We start from the raw sequence: 20289 nt of genomic DNA on the forward strand, positions 1-20289 counted from the left end.
TTCCCCAATAACCTGTGTTCAACGAAATGTACTCTGCCGATGTGTCGGTCAAGATAAAATCGGCGTACCGTGCGAGGTTCCAGCAGGGGAAATTCATGGGGACGTATGCACCCTATGGGTATATCAAAGACCCCGCCGACCATAACCACCTGCTGATAGATGATAAGGTTGCCCATGTAGTGAGGGAGATATTTGAACTTGCATTAGAGGGAAATGGAATCTCCAAAATCCGCAAGCACATCAATAAACAGCATATCTTACGCCCTGCCGCTTATGCGGTGGAGCAGGGGGCGGCAGGCTATGAGCGGTACTTTGAGGGGAACGAGGAAAACCGCTATATCTGGAGCGAGAACAGCGTGAGGGGCATTTTAAGAAGCCCGATATATGCGGGGAACCTTGCAGGCTACAAGCGGATTGCCGCCAACATGAAAAGCAGGAAACGCCCCTCTAAGCTGCCCGAAGAATGGGAAGTGATACCCGACACCCATGAGGGGATAGTCACGCAGGAGGAGTTTGACACCGTACAGCAGCTTATCACAAGCCGCAGACTGCCCGAAAACAAGGGCGGCTTTGAGAACATTTTTGCAGGCGTTATCAAGTGTGCGGACTGCGGCTACGCTCTTCGGGCTATGAGTGCCAACAGAAGAAAACGCCCCGACATCATCGACTGCGTACAATACACCTGCAATAATTATGGCAGGTATGGCAACGTCATGTGTACCGCACACGCCATTGAAGCGAGGGATTTATTCAATGCCGTGCTTGCAGATATTAACCGTTTTGCGGATATGGCTGTGAAAGACGAGCGGGCAGTGAGGGCGATTGAGAAGCGGCTCACGGAAACAGACCAGAGCAGGGCAAAGGCAATGGAGAAAGAACGGAAGAAGCTGAACAAACGCCTTGCAGAGCTTGACAGGCTGTTTTCCTCTCTCTATGAGGATAAGGTCATGGAGCGTATCACCGAGCGGAATTTTGAGATGATGTCGGGGAAATACCAGAAAGAGCAGTTTGAAGTCGAAGCAAGACTGAAAGAGGTAACGGAAACGCTCAATGAAAGCTATGAGAAATCGCAGGGAATCCGTGACTTCCTCTCCCTTATCCGCAACTATCAAGGATTAAAGGAACTGGACGCAACGATTGTAAACGCCTTGATAGACAAGATACTTGTTTCGGAGCGTGAGAAGATGGCAGACGGAACAGTTAGGCAGGAAATCAAGATTTACTATAAATTCATCGGCTTTGTCGGTGAATTACATATCACACCCACAAAACGGTGGACAGCATTATCCGCTAAACACTGTACAGTGTGCGGTGTTGAATACGTCCCCCACTCCGCAATATCGAAGTATTGTCCAGAGTGCAGGGGAAAGATAAGAAAGGCTCAAGGGACAGAAACGAAACGTAGGAGCAGAGAACGAAATAGACAGGAATGTATTGAACTGTCCGCAAAAAATGACCGACTGACATTGAACAGCAGGAAGGGCGGATTTTAAGACAGGGCAACATGAATGACAAGGTAAAGATTTTCCGGTATGTGACGGAAGGCACATTCGATTCGTACAGTTGGCAGCTTATCGAAAATAAGCAAAAATTTATCGGGCAGATTATGACGAGCAAATCCCCGGTCAGAAGCTGTGAGGACATAGACGAAGCGGCTCTCACTTATGCAGAAGTGAAGGCTCTGGCAACGGGCAATCCCTATATAAAAGAAAAGATGGATTTAGATATTCAGGTATCCAAGCTGAAGCTGTTAAAGGCGAACCACACCAGCCAGAAGTACCGTCTGGAGGACAACATCGTGAAGCATTACCCGGTACAGATTGCTTCCATGAAAGAACGCCTTGCGGGGTATCGTGCCGACATTCAGACCTACGCACAGAATAAATTCCCGGATAAAGACACTTTCTCCATAAAAATCGGGAACCGGGTATATACGGACAAAAAGGAAGCCGGGGCAGCGCTGATTGATATGTGCCGGAGCGCAAAACAGCCGAATATGGCGGTCACAATCGGGGAGTATCAGGGGTTTAAGATGAGCGTTTCCTTCGATTCGTTCTTTTCCAAGTTTACGGTGAATTTAAAGGGCAGCATCAGCCATGAGGTGGAAATAGGCACTGATCCGTTGGGGAATTTGCAGAGGTTAAGCAATGCTTTAGAGGGCATGACCGGGAGAATGGAAACGGTGGCACAGAAGCTGGAGAACGTGGAGCATCAGCTTGAAACCGCAAAGGTGGAGGTCACAAAGCCATTTGCACAGGAAGCGGAGCTTGCGGAGAAACTGGAACGCCTGACGGAATTAAATGCCCTGTTGAACATGGATGAAAAGGGCGGCGATGGAATTGATATGGATGATGAGCCGGAGAATGACGGGGAACAGGAGGAACTGGATACCGGGGAAAGGGAACTTGATGCGGAAGCGGTGGCGGATGCGCCTTTTAAGCCCCAGATAAACCGGGCAGTATCGGAAAAAGTGGCAGAGCATGGGAAAGAGCGTATGCTGGCGGACAGTCCGGGAGGGCGTATTTCCATTAAAGAAAAACTTGCCGAGATGCGCCAGAAGGCATACGGGCAGAAAGCGCCAGAAAAACCGGACATCTTAAAGGGAAAAGGGCAGGAAGAAATTTTATAACATCTTTGCGAAATGGGCAGCGATGGAAAACTGCCCGTTTCCATTATTTAGAAAAAGGAGGCAACATGAACAAACATACAATCGGCGATTTATATCAGATGCAGTCGCTTCCGCTTTCGGCAAAAATACGGATGACACAGTACCGTATCCGGGAGTGGGTAGACTATTATGGGGATGATGGAGTTTACGTCAGTTTCAGTGGTGGAAAGGACAGCACTGTTTTATTACATATCGCAAGGGAAATGTATCGGAACATAGGGGCTGTCTATGTGGATACCGGACTGGAATACCCGGAGGTCAGGGAATTTGTAAAACAGCATGAAAATGTGGAGATAATCAGACCGAAAATGAATTTCCGGCAGATTATCATAAAGTACGGATACCCAATGATTGGGAAGGAAGTGGCAGGCTGTGTGTATGGTGCAAGGCGTTATGTGGAGAAACTGGCAGAACGGGAGAAAAAGGCGGGCGGTGGAGAAATCATTCCGAATTACAGTTATATGGCGGATTTGGTAGGCATAGACCGGAGGGAGGACAGGGAAAATGCAGCTTACCAGAGCCTGAGCCGGGGAGAGATACCGAGTGCGGATATTAAAACGCCTGTCCGCTATCTTATTCTGCAGGGAAAATATCCCCATAAAGAAAACGGGGTGGAAACATCGGAATATTCCAAGATGTACAATAAAGAGAGATATAAATTCTTTCTTGATGCGCCTTTTGAAATATCAGACCATTGTTGTTCCATTATGAAAAAAGCGCCCATGCACAATTACGCAAAGAAAACGGGAAAAATGCCAATGACAGCACAAATGGCAAGCGAAAGCAGGCTCCGGACAACGAACTGGCTGAAAAATGGCTGCAACGGTTTTGATATGAAAAGCCCGATCAGCAACCCAATGTCATTCTGGACAGAGCAGGACGTTTTAGAATACATTTACCATAACCATATCCCGGTTGCAAGTGTGTACGGGGAAGTAGTGGCAGACTACGGGAAAGGAAAACCGACAGAAAATACAATGGATATGGGGATATTTGATATAGGCAAGCCTGTATTTGACACTACCGGATGTGACAGGACGGGGTGTGTTTATTGTGGTTTTGGATGCCATAGAGAGAAATCGCCGAACCGGTGGGAGCTTGCGGAGAAACTCTCGAATCCGGCTCTTATAGATTATATGATGCGTGGAGGGGCGTTTGATGAAAAGGGTATTTGGAAGCCGGATAACCGGGGACTTGGTTTCTGGTTTGTTGTGGAATGGATTAACGTGCATGGAAAGCTGCATATCATCATGCCGCACCGGGAGGAATATCTTGGACAGTATATGACGGAAGATACAGAGAAATATCTTGCAGCATAAAAACAGGGATACGGAAAAGGAGAACCATAATGGGAAGAAAGACAGGGGATCAGAAAACAGGGAAAGCGATTCTTACATTTACAGTGGCAGAATGTGGGGAATACCACAGCCTCGGAAAATACTATGAGGGCATTAAAACTTTGGAGGAAGCGGTCAATCTTTATCAGCAGATACCACCGGAGCGCATGAACGGTATCCCTTCGATTGGTATCAATCTCCATGTGGAAGGGACGGATAAGATGGAGGATGTACAGGCAGACCTACTTTCCGGGGACGAAATAGACATAGGTTTTATCAACCTTATACCAGAGTTTTGTGGGAATCCAGAGGTAGAGGCGGCGGTAAAGATGATAATTGGGAGGTTTCCGGATAAAGAGGTGATTGAGTATTAAACCTAATATTGGAAATATCCGGCATACAAGGGCGGTCAAAAAAGGCTGTCTTTTATTATGATTAAAATTAGGAAAATGGAGGTTAGAAAAATGGAAACAGCAGGACAGAACACAAAACAGGTCATGGAGGAAAATGGCGTATTAAAGCAGTTCATGGAGCTGCTTAACCAGCAGAACATGAAAGAGCAGTCACAGGACTTTATGGGGATTTTCTGGTATGTGGCGGGGATGCAGGTACAGCTTTCCGCAATGGTGGATGAATTACAGGGCGTCCGGGAACAGCTTTCACAGATGCAGGAGAAACAGCCGAAGCCTGTTACGGAGAACCTCATGGAGAAAGTGTCGCACCTTCAGGAGAAAATCACGAGCCTGTCGGAACGCCTGACAGAAGCAAGAAACCGTCTGGTGGAAACAGCGGCGCAGGCAGTCAGCGCCTTTAAGGAAAAAGGCAGGGCGGAGATGTGCAAAGTTCTCCAGAAAGGAATCTCCGGCATGAAGTCCATGCTTTCCGGCTACCGGGAACGTCTGGTTGACGTGATGACGGACTGTGAAAAGACAGCCAACCAGATTGACAGCATCGGGGATGAATTGAAGCAGATTGGGAACAGCGTTTCCAACGTGGGCAGGCTGTTAGCCGGGAAAGGCACGAAAGAGGTATCGGACGAAAAGCCGGGTGTCGGTCTGACAAGGGCAGTCAACACGCCTGTAAAAAAGGCAGTGGAGAACCTCCGGAAGAAGATTGACGGGGCGGACAAAGCATTTGAAAAGCTGGATCGGCTCTCTGCCCGTCTGGATGCCGGGAAGGAAGCGGAGAAAGGAGGGCGGGTGTCCGTAAAGGATAAGCTGTCGCAGATGAAGGAAAAAGCAGGACAGCAGAAAAAAGCGCCGGAGCCGGACAAGGCAAAAAACAAAGAGGAATGTTTATAAAATTATCAGCACATAAAAATATCCAAAGCGGGGGCAGACAGGGAAACTTATCTGTCCCCTGTTTTTATGGAGGAAAAGGAGAGATAACCATATGGCAGATGGAAGAACTGAAAAACAGAAAGTAAAGGAGATAACGGACAGGCTGGAGGAAGGCTTGAAGGAGCTGTTTGAGGGGGAGAAATATAAAAGCTATCTGAACACCATGTCAAAATTCCACAATTATAGCGCAAACAATATCCAGCTTATAGAGATGCAATGCCCGGATGCGACATACGTTGCCGGGTACAAGGCATGGCAGAGGAATTTTGAACGCCATGTAAACAAGGGCGAGAGGGGTATCCGTATCCTTGCGCCCGCACCTTACAAAATCAAAGAGGAACAGGAAAAGATTGATCCGGTGACGAATGAGCCTGTGCTTGACCGGGACGGGATGCCCGTCATGGAGGAAGTGGAGATAAAGATACCCGCCTTTCGTGTTGTCACAGTGTTTGATTATTCACAGACAGATGGGAAAGAACTTCCCGGACTTGGCGTGAGCGAGCTGCATGGGGATGTGGAGCGTTACCGGGATTTTATGGAAGCGTTAGAGAGGGTTTCCCCTGTTCCCATCCGCTATGAGGGCATGGAGGGGGACAGAAAAGGCTATTTTATTGATTTGAGCCACCATATCGCCATTAAAGAGGGCATGAGTGAAGCACAGACCGCAAAAACAGGAGTCCATGAGGTGACACACGCTAAACTCCATGCAAGGGAAGTAGAACAGGATACAGAAAAAGCAGTTTATAAAGACCGGGAAACGAAAGAGGTGGAAGCCGAGAGTGTTGCCTACACTGTATGCCAGCATTTCGGGATTGACACGTCCGATTATTCTTTCGGGTATATCGCCGGGTGGAGCAGCGGAAAAGAGATGTCGGAGTTAAAATCTTCCCTAGACATCATTCGCCGGACTTCTTCTGAACTGATAAAGGGGATTGAAACACAGCTTTTAGAGATTGAAAAGGAGCGTGCAACAGAACAGGCACAGGAGGACATTTTGCTTTTAGTTGCGAATACAGACCGTTCCGAATATGACCTTTTGAATGTTAAAGGTATGGAGAGGGCAGATTTACTTAATGCGCTTCTTTCCATGAAAGACGATGACAGGCAGAGCATGGAAGCCTACCTTGAAAGAGCCGGGGCGTGGGTAACGCCGCTTGCCAATGAACGAAGCGAGGAAGTGGGGGAATACCACTTAGACTATGCTTACAATACGGATACCCATGAGATAACGGATTTTAAGGCATTACAGGAAGAACGGAAAAAAGCCAATATCCCGGTTGAATATGGAGATGTGATTGTGAGAATCTCCACACCGGACAGTGGGGAATATGAAACCATTAAAATCACAAATATGCAGTCGGAAGTAGCAAACGTTTTATATGCCATACTGTTTTTGCAAGAAAATGAGTGGAATGGAAATGTTCTGGACTATCTGCAGGAGAAAGGTTTTGAGTTTGTGCCGATTATGAGAAGCGGCGGTTTGAATGACGGTTATCCGCAGTTCTATGATTTTGATGTGGATATGAGCGAATTGGAAGTACATACCGCTTCGGAACTTCCGGCAACGGTGCAGGCGGAGCAGCTCATTAACCGCATGGAATTTCACAGGTCGGTGTATGACACTGATGAGCGCAACCTGATTATGAACCACGCCTATAAGCTGGATGATATGTATAAGACCACTTCCCTTGCACATTCCATTGCGGAGCAGAAAGATGATTTACCTCTGCTTTGGGAAACGATCAGGACAGCGGAAGAAGAAATTGATGCGCTCCCGGACGGAATGGCAGGACTGTCACAGATGCACGAATACGGGTATTCATGGGATGAAATGCTCCCTCTGACAAAGGATAAGGCATCGGAGCTGTTCGGGGAGGATGTGGCGGTGTACCAGCTCCACGCAGACGGTTCAGAAACGCTTGTGGAGGACAGGGCGGCATTAGAGGGGCATGATGGACTGTTTGGCGTGGAAAAAGGCGACTGGAACGCTTATAAGGAATACCAGTCCATGAAGCAGGAATTAGAGGACAGCGAAGCCAACCGGGAAGCACAGCTTTTATATGGTAATGGAGGAAGTAAAGATATAGGGGAAGTTCCGGTCATGGACAGCACAGCAGAAGTGCCAGAGAATACTGTAGAAAGTGGCATACAAGGAGAACAGGATTCGGATAAATTTACCTATTATGTCATTGAAGATTTATCCGCAAGGGTAGGCAACAATCCGGAAAAAGGTGAGGTGGAGCGTTTTGGCAATCTTGCGGAAGCAATCGGAAGATTTAAGGAATATAGGGAGAGGGAAGATGCCGATCAGACAGGTATGACGAAGGCGGTATTTGGCTTTGGAATCAATGGCAAAGAATTTGATGTACTTCATGTGAAAAACAACCAGAACTGTGTACCATTGGAATTTACGCAGAAAGAAGTGGAACATAGCCAGTTTAAGAGCGATTTGCAGGCTCTATATTATGAGGTTGGCTTTGACAGGGCAGAGATTTATCGGGAGAGATTGCCGGAGGAAACAAAGGATTTGGTAAAGGAACTGTTTGAGATTCAGTTAAAGACCAGCGGTATAAATAATGTTTCGCTTTATATGGACAGGTTTGATACTCTCTATGAACAGGGGAAAATGGAAAAACTGATGCCCAAAGGAGAGCAGAATTATGTTCTTGAAAATATCCCTTTTGTGGAATGGAAGAATCCGTACATAGATGTCAATGCCAGGGAAACGGCAGAGCAGGCACAGGATGGAAAACAGACAGTTGTTACCCTTACAGTGGCGGAGTGCGGGGAGTTCCACAATTTCGGAGAATACCATGAGAATATCGCAGGAGTGGAGGAAGCAATCGCCATTTTCAACCAGATACCACCAGAGAGGATGAACGGTATCCCAAGCATCGGCATCAATATCCATACAGAGGGGACAGAAAGTTATGAGGACACGCAGATGGATATTGTTTCGGGCGGAGTTGCGGATTTGGAGTTTCTGGATTATGTGCCGGATATTACAGACAACCCGAAGGCGGTGGAGGTTATTGCGGAGCTGATCGACAAGCTGCCGGACATTGAGGTGCGTGGTTCTCTGGAGAAGTGGCAGGCAGCTTTCCTTGCTGCAGAGATAGACCAGTTATCTTATGACTTTGACACTTACGAGTACAGAGATACGGTGGACGACAGGGAAGCGCAGATAGCAAATATCACAGAGGACATCAGAAACAGAAATACCAAGTATCTGAATGACTTCCTTAATGCGATTGTTTCGGACAGCATCAGAGAGGGCATGGCGGATATTTTCGGGGAAGGGACGGAGCTTGATGACAGTGAGAGCGTTCAGATAGCAAGGAAGGCGAAGGAACTGTTAGATAAGCTGGCAGAGTACAAGCCGCTTGCAAAGGTTGAGGAACTGGAAGAATGTAACTATAACATGATTGATAATATCCTGAACAATGAGAAGCCAAAAGAAGAGAAGCAAGCAGGCAGAGTTTCCATAAAGGAAAAACTGGCGGAGAAAAAGGCGGTCATCGAGCAGATGGATAAGTCAGAAAGAGAAGTCCCGGAAAAGGGAACAGAGAAAAAATCAGAGAGGGAGATATAAGTGATGGATAAATTCACAGTAGAAGAAATCAATTTCATGTGTGTGTTTGAGGGGCAGGACAAAACGGGCATGATTGCCGATATAAAGAACATAATCCCCCACATACAGGACAGCGATATGGTGGAGCTTGCAGAACAGGTTTTAGGGAAACTGGAAGCCATGAGCGATGCGGAATTTGCAGAGGTGGCATTGGAAGCGGCGGAATGATTAACGCAAATCTTTTATGGCATTATTCGACATAACGTGCTATAATTCTCTTAGTCAGATTAGAGCAGGTAGGGATAGTCTGCGGTTGTCCTTTCTGGAAACGGAAAGGAGGTCGGTATGGATACGTTAGAAGTGCTTACGTTAGTGCTGGTGATTTTTGCAGCCTTGACATACATAGACAATAAACACAACCGCAAGTAACGGAAAAGGCTATCTTCTACTGCAATAGAGGATAGCCTTGTAATCCGTTTGATTTTTAAACTGTTATTGTTTCCGATTGAACAACCGTCGGACACGCCATATCCTCCGGCTTCTAAGATGATTATAAACCAACACTGCGAATTTTGCAAGAGGGTTTAGGAAATGGGGGTGCTTCGGCACTCCTATTTTTTTACAGATTTGTAGACTATATTACAGGAGCATGGTCTTATCTGCAAGGATTTTTTTATGTTTTTTAAAACAAGGTAGGAAGGAATGGAGGGATTCCGCCGCCTTCGGCATTGTGGGCAATGTGTATAACTTCCTGTCTTATGGAGCTGTGGGCAACACTGTTTGCAGGATGTGGGAAAGCTGCTTTTGCTTTTCCATATGCTGTGAATGGTGTTGTCTGGATCTATGTCAATACTTTAGACAAAAAAAGTTGAAAGATTATGCTGCTTTTTTGAGTTCCTCATCCTCCTTTTGCTGTGGTGTCAGATAACCGATAGAGCTATGGATCCGTTTACGGTTATACCAGCCCTCTATGTATTTAAAGATTGCTCTGCGAGCTTCCTTTAAATCCTGGTAAGTATGAAGATAGATTTCTTCCTTTTTCAGTACGGAATGGAAAGATTCCATACAGGCATTATCGTATGGATTTCCCTTACGACTAAATGAATGCAGGATTCCTTTACTGCCCAGGCAGTCTTCAAATGCCTGGCTCGTATACTGACTTCCAAGATCACTATGAAGGATGATCCCCTCGGTATCCCTGACATTCAGGCATGCGTTTTCTACCGCTTTAACCGCCAGTTCCGCCGTCATAGATGTGCCATAGGCATACCCTATAATCTTTCGGCTGCACAGATCCATGACAGAAGCCAGATAGGTCCATCCTTCTTTCTGTACATGGATGTAAGTGATATCCGTACACCATTTCTGGTTGATGGTCTCCGTCCCAAAATCACGCCTCAGGATATTTTTCTTATCCTCCGGGATGCTGCCATGGTTGGCATGATGATTGTACTTCTTTACTACGATAGAGCGCAGTCCCTGCTCTGCCATATGCCTCTGCACCCTCTTGACGCTGCAAGGTGTACCATTATCATTCAGCACACGGCATATTTTGACAGCCCCATACCTTTGTTTTGAGTCATCATATGCCTGTTTCACTTTCCTGCCGAATTCCGCATATGCCTTCTGCTTATTCGAGGGTACACAAACCAGAGCCTTGTAATAGGTACTCCTTGGGAATTTCAGAGCGCTGCAAAGCTGAGATACACAGTAGCGGGTTAAGTTGTTCTGGATAAAGGAAACAATCTCGGCTATAGTTCTTTCGCGAATAAGGCGGTCGCTTTTTTAATATTTCATTCTCAATCTTAAGGCGTTGGATTTCTTTCTGGAGAGCCTTATACTCCTTAAGGGTGACCGTCTCCTCCCCGGATACTTTGATGGGGAGAGCTGTTTTACCCAGTTGCTGAGTGTGCTTCGATTTACGCCATATTCACGCTCCAGTTGCGGATACGAGGTTCCTCCGGCATTATACAGATCCACGATCTGCTGCTTGAATTCCGGAGTGTAAGATTTCTGGTTTTTCGCCATGTAAAACATCTCCTTTGCTTTTTCACTTGATAGTATAGGTTGTTCAACTTTTCCTGTCCACACTTATATACTAACACCAATGTCAGGAGGCGGCTCGTAAAGCAGGGATTCCTCTGCCTGAACGGGAAGAACCAATTTTTACTAATTTTATCCGTTAGAGCGAAAGGAGGCGGGTAGCATGAAACGGAAAACAATTTTGAAAATCGTGGTCGATATTGGAATGACGGTCATGCTGCTGCTTCTGATGACTTATGAACTGATTGGTGAGGCGGCGCATGAATGGCTTGGGATCGGGATGTTTGGTCTTTTCATTATCCACCATATTTTGAATCGAAAATGGAGCCGGTGCGTTTTCAAAGGGAAATATACATTGTTCCGTATTTGGCAGACGATTCTTGTTATTGGAATCCTGCTTACCATGATCGGTTCTATGTATAGCGGAGTGATTCTTTCCGAACACGCATTGTCATTTCTGCCAATCAAGGGTGGGCGGGCTTTTGCCAGAGAGGTTCACATGCTTTCCGCTTATTGGGGATTTGTGTTGATGTCACTTCATCTTGGATTACATTGGAGCATAATGATGGGGATGGCAAAGCGGTTTGTAAAAGAACTTCCAACAGCAGGAAAATGGCTGCTTCGTGGGATTACCGCTTTTATCGCCGGGTATGGCGTGTATGCTTTCATACAGCGGGAAATCGGTCGGTATATGCTTTAAAAAAATCATTTTGCATTTTTTGATTTTGAAGAACCATTATTTTTCTTTTTGGCAGATTATATGGCGGTTATGGTTTTGTTTGTATGGGGGAACCATTACTTTTCTAAAGGACTAAGGTACATAATACAGAAATTATAAGAATAGTTTTTCCATAAGCATGAATATATCTGTTTACAAACATAAAGTGGTTTTGGATAGATAGATTAGATTGCTGAAAATGGTTAAGGATAAAAATTAAGTCTTTAAGAAGTTTTTCAAAATATTCTTGTTTTGTCATGATTAGGATATGTTTTAACATCATGCGAGGTGGTGGTAGTATAGGACGATTGCTTATTATGGAGTTTGTGGATAATGAAAGTTCTACTTTTGATGAAGTGATAGAGCTTTTAAAAAAGCATCCTAATTTTCAAAAGTGTGAAATGCAAATGGATTCTAAATTATCGTTTCCTGGAATTGAAATTTACCCTGAGCGCAGAAAAGTATATTGTAACGGTAAGGAAGTTCATCTAACAGCAAAAGAATATAGGCTATTATGGTTGTTAGCAGTAAATAAAGGACAGGTACTTACTTATCAGCAAATTTACGAAAAAGTTTGGGGAGATTTTTCTTCGGGTGGTGAAAGCACTGCTATTGGATACCATATCTGCAACTTAAGAGATAAATTATATGACGCTTTCCCTGATGCACCGTTTGAAATCCGGTGTGTTAGGGAAGTAGGCTATTGTTTTGAGGTTAATGTTATACAATCTATATAGACAGTCTGATTATAATATCAGGCTGTTTTTCTTGTCTAAATTTGCGATATTCCTTGACAAAAACCAGTTTAATATCCGGTGATTCCCAAAATGCATACAGTATAATTCTTTTATTGCCTAAAATTATGGGAATTATAGAATGTGTTGCCGATATTTGTATTCCCCGTAAAGAACGAGGATATGAGTATAGGAATGCGAAAAGTAATTTGCATATTAAATAAGAAACAGCGCCGATATAGATTTACAATAATTTCAAGAGGAAATGAAAATTATTTTTGCCCGACAAATACTTTCTTATTTTTGCCAATTCTAACAAATAAATATATGAAATCTCAAGAGGGTGTATCCAGCCAAGAGCGGATACGCCCTTTTCTTGTCTTATTAAGGCAGTATTTGTCGTTTCGTGGCGGGCGTTCACCACCTTCCAATCTGGATTTTTAACAAAAAAATTCAGATTGGAGGAAAGGAATATGGAGGGTAACCGCCCAAAAAGAAGAAAGGATAAGTATAATCCTTATAATATATACGAAAAGGACAAGCATTATTACATTTCATTTAAAGACGGACAAGGAGCTTTACATAAACTGGAAATCAGCAGGGCATTGTATGACACGTTTGATTCCTTTGAATTAGATGATCTGGTGTATCTCAACGTAGTGGACAGGCATATTGAGCAGTCCGAGGTATGGGAAACGACTTTGAATGTGAGGGCAATAGAAAAGCCGGAGAGCATAGAAGAAGTCGTGCTGAAAAAGATTCAGATTGAAGCATTACATACAGCAATGAAAATATTGCCGGAAATGCAGCGTCGCAGGATGCAGTTATATTATTTTGAGGGCATGACCTATGAGCAGATAGCAAAAAAGGAAGGTTGTACGAAAATGCCAGTCAAGCGTTCTATTGAAGCTGCTGTTGAACGTCTGAAAAAAGAATTGAAAAAAATTTAAAATTAGGTAGCTACTTTTTGCGTTTAAGTGAGGAAACAGGTGAGGGAGATAAAAAATCCCTTGCCTGTTTTCCGTTTTGTGGTGAATGGGTTTGTACCATGAAAATTTCATACCCATTCACCAAGCACATTCCTGTTGTTATCGTGATGAGCGTAAGCCACGTTAGCAGGTACGCCATGAGCTGGATGGGGATAAAAGCAGCGGAATCGCACAGACAGAAAGATAATGGTTTGCGGCTGTCCTATCCCCATCTAAGGAGCGGGAAATACCGGGCTATAACTACCAGTTTGCTACTGATAGGGCGATAACAGGCAGCAGGGACAATGATACTCCCGTCCAGTCACAAGTCGAGCGTTAGAAGCGTCGCAACAAATGAGGGCGGCTCCGGGCGATCCCCGGAGGGGTGCGAATCCCGTGGAACTGGCCAGCAGCCAGTCGTTTGGTGACTTCCCTATATTTATCGTGAAAACGGTAGATATGAAAGCCGGGATGTCGAGGACAAATAGGCTTATAAGGCTAAAAATGACAGCCGGACATAAAGCATGAAAATATTCTGATGAATAATCAAAAAGCTTTGGTTTTGTGTTCGGCTAATACATACCTGAAATGCAGAGGTATTTTATTTTTCAGCAGATAAGGTGTATTTTGTAAATTTGTATTTTCGCCATAAAAGAAAAAACAGACTAGATTCAGTAAGTAAAGATTGTGGAGGATACTTTTATTATGGAAGAAAGAGAAATCAGGCGTGGAGATATTTATCGTGCGAATTTAAATCCCGTTGTGGGAAGTGAGCAGGGAGGATACCGTCCAGTATTGGTGATTCAGAATAATAGAGGGAATAAACATAGTCCAACGGTTGTTGTCGCTGCGATTACAAGTAGGCCAAAGAATAAGATGCCTACCCATGTACCGCTAAAAGGGATTGTAGGATTAGAAAAGGATTCCGTAGTGTTGTTGGAGCAGTTGAGAACCATTGATAAAAAACGTTTGGATGCTTACGTGGGAGTATTGGACAGGCAGCAGATGTTAAAAGTTGAGAAAGCATTATGTTCCAGCACAGGGATGAGAAAATTAGATAAGCCAATTTTGATGTGTCTTTGCCCGGTATGTGCAAAGCCATTTTTTGAATCCACAGAGCATTTCGTGCAGAGAAAAGATAAAAATCAGAAATTGAAGGAAACCTGTATGTTCTGTAATGTCAGACAAGGGTATGACTATTGTATAAGGAAAAAATACAACAATCAGTAGCGGTAGCAGGCAAGGAGATATATAAATGGAAGATAGTAAAATTTTATTGAATGTGGAGGAAACAGCGGCATACTTAAATATAGGAAAGACAAAGACAAGGGAAATAATGAAAGACAATGAAAAAATATTTGTTGTCCGAATTGGCAACCGGAATTATGCACATAAGACACTGCTTGATAAATGGCTTCTTGCACAGATAAAAAATTAGAGAAATGTCAAGGGTACAAATTTTGATTTTGTACCTTTGTTTTGTTAAATGAAAAATGTTATTTTCATGGGGAAGCCAGCAAATATTTCAATTTCAAGGAGGACGGCATTATGGCAAAGGTAAAATTACCCAGAGGAATAAGGGAAAATAAAGGAACATACGAGGCACGGGCAATGGTAAACGGAGTGAAAATCTGTTTATATAATTCCGACCTGAATCAACTGAAAGAAGAATTTGAACAGGCGAAACAGCAGGCGAGGAACAACCTTGATTACAAAAGGACACAGATGAACTTAAATGAATGGTTTGAAGAATGGTTCACCGATGTGAAAGCGCATAAAGTAAAAGAAACAAGTATCAGTCCCATGAGAAATAATTTTAAAAGGACATTTGGATTTTACATTGGTACAATGAAAATCAAAAATATAAGACCGATGGATGTACAGCAGGCAATCAATGCAATGGAAAAAGATGGAATGTCTAACAGTGCAATGCGAGAGGCGTTAGGCAGGCTTCGGGAATGTATGGAGTTTGCAGTGGGCAGTCAGTTGATTCCCACAAATCCGTGCTTGATTGTGGAAGTTCCCTGGACATATAAGAAATCAAAGGAGGAGATAGCACTGACGCAGGAAGAACAGAACGCACTACTTGACGAGGTGGAGGACAGTTGGTATAAAGAAATGTTTTATTTCATGTGCTTAACCGGAGTGCGAGTGGGAGAACTTGGAGGGCTGAAATGGTCGGATATTGATTTTGAGAAGAAAGTCATCTGTATCAATCGGTCATTAAGCTGTAGCTACTGTAATGGGGTGAAAAGAGAAATTTTGGTAAGTCCTAAGACAGTAAATTCAATCAGACAGGTTCCTTTCCTTGGTGAAATGGAAGAAATCTTAGAGTCACAGAGAGAAAAGCAAATCAAGCTGAAAAAAGAGTTGGGGGCAAGGTGGCGGAGCGGAGATGAATTTGACGATTTAGTGTTCACTACGGGAATGGGAAGTCCGTGCAGCAGATATATCGTGCAAAAGGAGATAAAAAAGGCGGTCAAGCGGATGAGAGAGCAAGAAGCAGTGGCGGCAGTGCAGGAAAAGAGGGAACCTAGAGTTGTCAGAGATTTCCATCCGCATACATTAAGGCATACTTTTGCTACTCGCTGTTTTGAGAATAAGATGGAGCCAAAAGTAGTGCAGGCATTGTTGGGGCATTCCAGTATCAGTATTACCCTGAATATCTATACCCATGTATTGGATAAGAAGATGGACGAGGAACTCCAGAAGTTTGGTTCAGCGAAAACACAGGAACGGGAGGCATATGCCGGACTTGATGTAAAAAAGGTAAAAATCACAGCTTTGAGCCATTGCTGAGTAAATTTGGGGGAAGAACCTTACCCCCAAATTCCCCCCAATGGAGAATGGCTATCCCCCAAATTTGAAAAATCAGAAATCGGAATTTTTATATAGCAAAATGAATTTTCCCCCAAAATATAATTTGGGGGATGCAGTTGAAAAGGAATAGATATAGGGCAGTTAAAAATTACTGGAAAGCCAGTAAAATACATAGTTCCGGGGATATATGACCGGAACATGAAAAAGGGAAAGTTCGCAAAACAGATGAATGCGTAGAAATTTGTCGAAATCAGGCGAATAGCGATAAGAATGAGAACCCTTGTAAGTGGTATATATGTACCATTTGCAGGGGTTTTTGCCTTGTTAAATTTGTCAGACAATGTCTGGCAAATTTGAAAAGTGATTAGGAAAAATGTAATTGATGGGCTTACTATTTAATGGTATACTGTTAGCATAGAATAATTAATGAAGGAATAGTCAAAAATGAAATTTGAGTGGGACGAACATAAGAACTTTATAAATAAAGAGAAACATAAGATTTCTTTTGAAACAGCAGCATATGTGTTTGACGATCCTTATTATATTGAGATGTATGATTTTGAGCATAGTGTTGAAGAAGATAGATATATTGCGATAGGGAAAGTTGGAGATGTATTGTTTGTAGTATTTACAGAACGAAAAGAAACAATTCGATTAATTTCAGCCAGACTTGCAACAAATGCAGAAAAGGAGCTTTATTATGATCAGAACTTTAATTATTGAGAGTGGACAAAAACCCACGGAAGAACAATTGAAAGAGGTTGAAGATGCGAAAAAAAGTCCAATTAACTTCGATGAGGATTGTGAGGAATTGTCGCCAGCCATGATGAAGGCATTTAAGAGTGCGGTTGTACAACGAAACCGTAAGAAGAAAGCTTAAAAGCTGTCGAATTAAAATATGTAAAAAGTATAAACGAATATAACATTTTAATGTTAGGAGCATCATAATTATGGTTAATGCTAATGGAATATTAAATCATTATATTGAAGCGAAAAAGATCATAGCTGAGGCAAGAAAGGATGGACAGTTGGTTATATTTGTTGGAGCTGGGGCTTCTATATCTTCTGGAATGCCGACATGGTCTCAGGCAATAAGAGCGATTGCCTCTCATTTAGGTATTGATGATAAGGAACTTAATTTTTTGCGCATCCCACAATATTACTTTAATGCTAGAGGCAAAAAAGAATATACGCAATTAATGCGCAAGATATTTCGTTATGGAGATTTTCTTCAAAAACATGAGATTCACGATAGAATTATTGAGTTTAATACTCATACAATTATTACCACAAATTATGATAGTCTAATTGAGAAGGCAGCAGAGGATAACAGTGAGGTAATTTGTGTTGTTAGCAAAGATGCGGATCTTCCATATAGGAAAGGCGGAAAAGAACTTCTCAAAATTCATGGAGATTTTGAGAACGATAATTTTGTATTGAAAGAAGATGATTATCTCTCATATTCACGTAATTTTAGGCTTATTGAGAATTATGTGAAATCTCTTATTGGAACTAAGGTCGTTCTGTTTGTAGGGTACTCTTTTAATGATCCAGATATTAAACAAATATTTTCCTGGTCAAAAGATATTCTTCATGGAGATTTTCAGAGAGCATATTTGATTGAATCTGGTAAAGAGTACGATTCAAATGAAGCTGATTATTACGAAAATTTTGGAATTAATGTGCTTTATGCGTCTCTTCAGCTTAATGAGAATTTTAAAGAGAATGATTTGACATTAAATCTTCTTAATATGCTTAACTGGCTTTTAGAGGAAGAAAAACCTGCGAAATTAGATGAATTATATGATGATTTAAAATTATTCAAGTCTATGGGATTTGCTGGTGATCGATATTTGGAAACGGCTTTTAGAAAGGCTGGACTTAGAATTGAAATGGGCGTTTTAAGTGAGTTTACATCGATAAGAGAACATAAAGAATCCAGTAAAATTTTTAGAAGTCTTGCATATGAGCAATGTATAAGACTTAGTTTAGCAGAGAGCAATAAAATTGATAACGAGGATAACGAAGATAGTAAGAATAACATAGAGAAAAAAAGAACGCATCCATAAATTTTTAAAGGATTGGGAACCTGAAGAATGTGATCAAGAAAAGATAAAGATAATTATTGACATTCTTGAGAAAAGCAGTGTCTGTTGTTTAGAATTGTATACTCCATCAGAAAATAATTTTGGGAGGCATCGTGATTTTTTAGAATTAATGAATCATGATATTCCAGATTGGGTTGAGGCTGTAAATACTTTTGATTATCGTGCATTAAAAAATATTGTAGATAAGAATATCCCATATCTTGCAGAAAGCAGACCGCAATTATATGCAGAACAAGGATATCTGTATTATATATTGAAGGAATACTTTTCTGCTTATAATTGTTTTAAGATGGCAACGAGTATTTATTATAGACAGCGAGAATATATTAAGTATTTTATAGCTGAAACGAATCGATATTTAATTGGACAGATAGTTATTGATAGTAATGGCACCATTAGTGGTGTAGGTCATAGCGATGTCAAGATAGTAAAAGAGGAAATCAATGCAATTGATTTAGATAGAACATATCGGAGTTTGCCAAATATGGGTGGCAATAATAAAGTATTAAAAGATATTTATACATTTAATATAGCCCATGCATTGTTTCAGGATGCATATTCTACGTCTGAAAAGGTAAAAGAACAGGCAGATTCAAATTATACATTTTTTAGTGGAATATCCGCTTTTTCTTCTATGAGAAGAAGCATGGAGGATTATTATAATTATATTGTGTTAAATCAATTGGCTGTAGATAGATATACAGAACATATAAAAATTTTTAGAATATATTTTCAAAGTATCATTGGATCAGTAACGGCAGCTAATATGGGAAATTATGATCCCGTTCACAAAGCTAAAGTGGGAAATGTCCATGCAGATAAGCTAAATCGGTTTGATTTGATGGTAGCTTTAAAATATGAAGAATTTAAAAAGTTACAGAGATTACTGAAAAATATTTCTATCAATCTTCCTATGGAAGAGGATGCAATAGATTATCTAATGGTTGTGATAAGCAGATATGAAAAATGGCCAGTCAAAAGTATATTTTTAGAAGATAATTTTTTTTTTTGGAAAGCAATTTTAATATTGGGATATTGTGAACTTAATGAGAAATTAGTAGAAATAACCCTTAATAAGATTAATGAATGTATAAATATTCTTGATTATAGAGAATATGGAAATGTGATAATTCGTTTCTTGAAAAATGCGGAAACTCATGGCTTAATAAATAATTTTAATATTGAATTGATTGAATTATTTTTAAAAACAGAGATGAAGTATTTATGTAATGACAAAACTGAATCAATAATGCATATTAGCCTTGTGCTTCAAAGTGCTTGGCTGTGTCAGAAATATATGCATACATATGATGACAAGGAAACTATTTCACAACTACTTTCTGATGAAGGGAGGATGCTGTGTATAAAAATATATCCTTATGTTGGCAATGCATGTAAAAATATAATATGTGAGACTTATAAGGATTGGAAATTAAAGCGCGGTAATCAAGATTTTGATTTCTACTGTTCATTAGTAGAGTTAGGAATATTAGTGCCAGATAAGAACGCTGAACAAGAAATTTTTTCCTATTATAAAGAACAAAGGAAAGAGGCTGAAATAGATAAGGAAACTATGTTTATATTACCAACTCAAAATGATAATGAATTAATCTTTCATCTTGTTGAATTATATTTAAAAGATTGTATTATTGATACAGAGAGTTTAATCAAAATTGCGAAAGAAAGGGATATTGAGTCTGCGTTATGGCTGATGGATTATGAAAACTTTGATTATGATTTGTTTGATATAAACTGGGTTAAATTATGTTCGTCACGTCTTTTAGAAGATATGTCAAGTTCATTTTCTGTAAAACAAAACATTTCTAAAAAATTTGTTGATGCTTATAATATGGGCAAAATTGACCGTGATCTTTTAGATGTATATTTTCACTACTTTGCAGGGGCATTAGATGAAAGCAATAAAGATGCATAAATGCTAGGAAAATAGTAAGTGGTTTTTATTTTTGTTAGGCCACGATTTT

17 protein-coding genes and 2 pseudogenes are annotated in these 20289 nt (G+C 41.6%); 17 read left to right on the forward strand and 2 right to left on the reverse strand.

Translation table 11 applies throughout. The annotated features are described in order from the left end of the window. Positions 1-14 precede the first annotated feature (14 nt). From GN277_RS08380 to GN277_RS08410, 7 genes and pseudogenes are all read left to right on the forward strand, one after another. Positions 15-1493, forward strand: a pseudogene (locus tag GN277_RS08380) (recombinase family protein); the annotation flags it as partial. Further along, positions 1457-2629 (forward strand): annotated as a pseudogene (locus tag GN277_RS08385) (DUF3849 domain-containing protein); the annotation flags it as partial. The pseudogenes GN277_RS08380 and GN277_RS08385, both read left to right, overlap by 37 nt. A 65-nt stretch (positions 2630-2694) precedes the next feature. Continuing rightward, the gene (locus tag GN277_RS08390) at positions 2695-3987 is read left to right on the forward strand and encodes a phosphoadenosine phosphosulfate reductase domain-containing protein (protein ID WP_159750654.1); all 1293 of its coding nucleotides are present in this window, start codon (positions 2695-2697) and stop codon (positions 3985-3987) included. Between the two features lie 29 nt (positions 3988-4016). Next, the gene (locus GN277_RS08395) at positions 4017-4379 is read left to right on the forward strand and encodes a hypothetical protein (protein ID WP_159750655.1); all 363 of its coding nucleotides are present in this window, start codon (positions 4017-4019) and stop codon (positions 4377-4379) included. 90 nt (positions 4380-4469) lie between these two features. Next, a complete protein-coding gene (locus tag GN277_RS08400) occupies positions 4470-5306 on the forward strand; it encodes a DUF6674 family protein (RefSeq protein WP_159750656.1) in 837 nt (278 codons plus the stop codon). 91 nt (positions 5307-5397) lie between these two features. Further along, entirely contained in the window at positions 5398-8937 is a 3540-nt protein-coding gene (locus tag GN277_RS08405) for an ArdC-like ssDNA-binding domain-containing protein (RefSeq protein ID WP_159750657.1), read from the forward strand. Between the two features lie 3 nt (positions 8938-8940). Beyond that, positions 8941-9144: a transposon-transfer assisting family protein gene (locus tag GN277_RS08410; RefSeq protein ID WP_159750658.1), complete on the forward strand. Its 204-nt coding sequence runs from the start codon at positions 8941-8943 to the stop codon at positions 9142-9144. Between the two features lie 648 nt (positions 9145-9792). Here GN277_RS08410 and GN277_RS08415 read toward each other — a convergent pair. After that, positions 9793-10686 carry an IS3 family transposase gene (locus GN277_RS08415; RefSeq protein ID WP_322101282.1) on the reverse strand — a complete coding sequence of 298 codons (894 nt, stop codon included), beginning with the start codon at positions 10684-10686 and terminating at the stop codon, positions 9793-9795. Between the two features lie 15 nt (positions 10687-10701). Beyond that, complete coding sequence (locus GN277_RS30045) at positions 10702-10944, reverse strand: transposase (RefSeq protein ID WP_244324639.1); 243 nt, start codon at positions 10942-10944, stop codon at positions 10702-10704. Between the two features lie 178 nt (positions 10945-11122). On the opposite strand from GN277_RS30045, the gene GN277_RS08420 reads away from it, so the two are divergent. The 10 genes from GN277_RS08420 (at position 11123) to GN277_RS08465 (ending at position 20240) form a co-directional block, all read left to right on the forward strand. Continuing rightward, a complete protein-coding gene (locus tag GN277_RS08420) occupies positions 11123-11659 on the forward strand; it encodes a DUF4405 domain-containing protein (RefSeq protein ID WP_244324640.1) in 537 nt (178 codons plus the stop codon). Between the two features lie 335 nt (positions 11660-11994). Next, positions 11995-12414, forward strand: coding sequence for a winged helix-turn-helix domain-containing protein (locus GN277_RS08425; RefSeq protein WP_244324641.1), 420 nt, complete (start codon positions 11995-11997; stop codon positions 12412-12414). Positions 12415-12884: 470 nt separating this feature from the next. Then, positions 12885-13361: a sigma-70 family RNA polymerase sigma factor gene (locus GN277_RS08430; protein WP_159750660.1), complete on the forward strand. Its 477-nt coding sequence runs from the start codon at positions 12885-12887 to the stop codon at positions 13359-13361. Positions 13362-14084: 723 nt separating this feature from the next. Continuing rightward, positions 14085-14609, forward strand: a complete 525-nt coding sequence (locus GN277_RS30885) for a type II toxin-antitoxin system PemK/MazF family toxin (RefSeq protein WP_159750661.1) — start codon at positions 14085-14087, stop codon at positions 14607-14609. Between the two features lie 25 nt (positions 14610-14634). Then, entirely contained in the window at positions 14635-14817 is a 183-nt protein-coding gene (locus GN277_RS08440; RefSeq protein ID WP_159750662.1) for an excisionase, read from the forward strand. A 110-nt stretch (positions 14818-14927) separates the two neighbouring features. Continuing rightward, positions 14928-16178, forward strand: coding sequence for a tyrosine-type recombinase/integrase (locus tag GN277_RS08445; protein WP_159750663.1), 1251 nt, complete (start codon positions 14928-14930; stop codon positions 16176-16178). A 465-nt stretch (positions 16179-16643) separates the two neighbouring features. Next, entirely contained in the window at positions 16644-16922 is a 279-nt protein-coding gene (locus GN277_RS08450; RefSeq protein WP_159750664.1) for a BrnT family toxin, read from the forward strand. Next, a complete protein-coding gene (locus tag GN277_RS08455) occupies positions 16900-17079 on the forward strand; it encodes a hypothetical protein (RefSeq protein ID WP_159750665.1) in 180 nt (59 codons plus the stop codon). The genes GN277_RS08450 and GN277_RS08455 overlap by 23 nt, the downstream gene beginning before the upstream one ends. 70 nt (positions 17080-17149) lie before the next feature. Continuing rightward, a complete protein-coding gene (locus GN277_RS08460) occupies positions 17150-18268 on the forward strand; it encodes an SIR2 family protein (protein WP_159750666.1) in 1119 nt (372 codons plus the stop codon). A gap of 148 nt (positions 18269-18416) precedes the next feature. Next, entirely contained in the window at positions 18417-20240 is a 1824-nt protein-coding gene (locus GN277_RS08465; RefSeq protein ID WP_159750667.1) for a hypothetical protein, read from the forward strand. Positions 20241-20289: the final 49 nt, after the last annotated feature.

This window comes from Sporofaciens musculi (genome assembly GCF_009830285.1).
GTDB lineage: Bacteria > Bacillota > Clostridia > Lachnospirales > Lachnospiraceae > Sporofaciens > Sporofaciens musculi.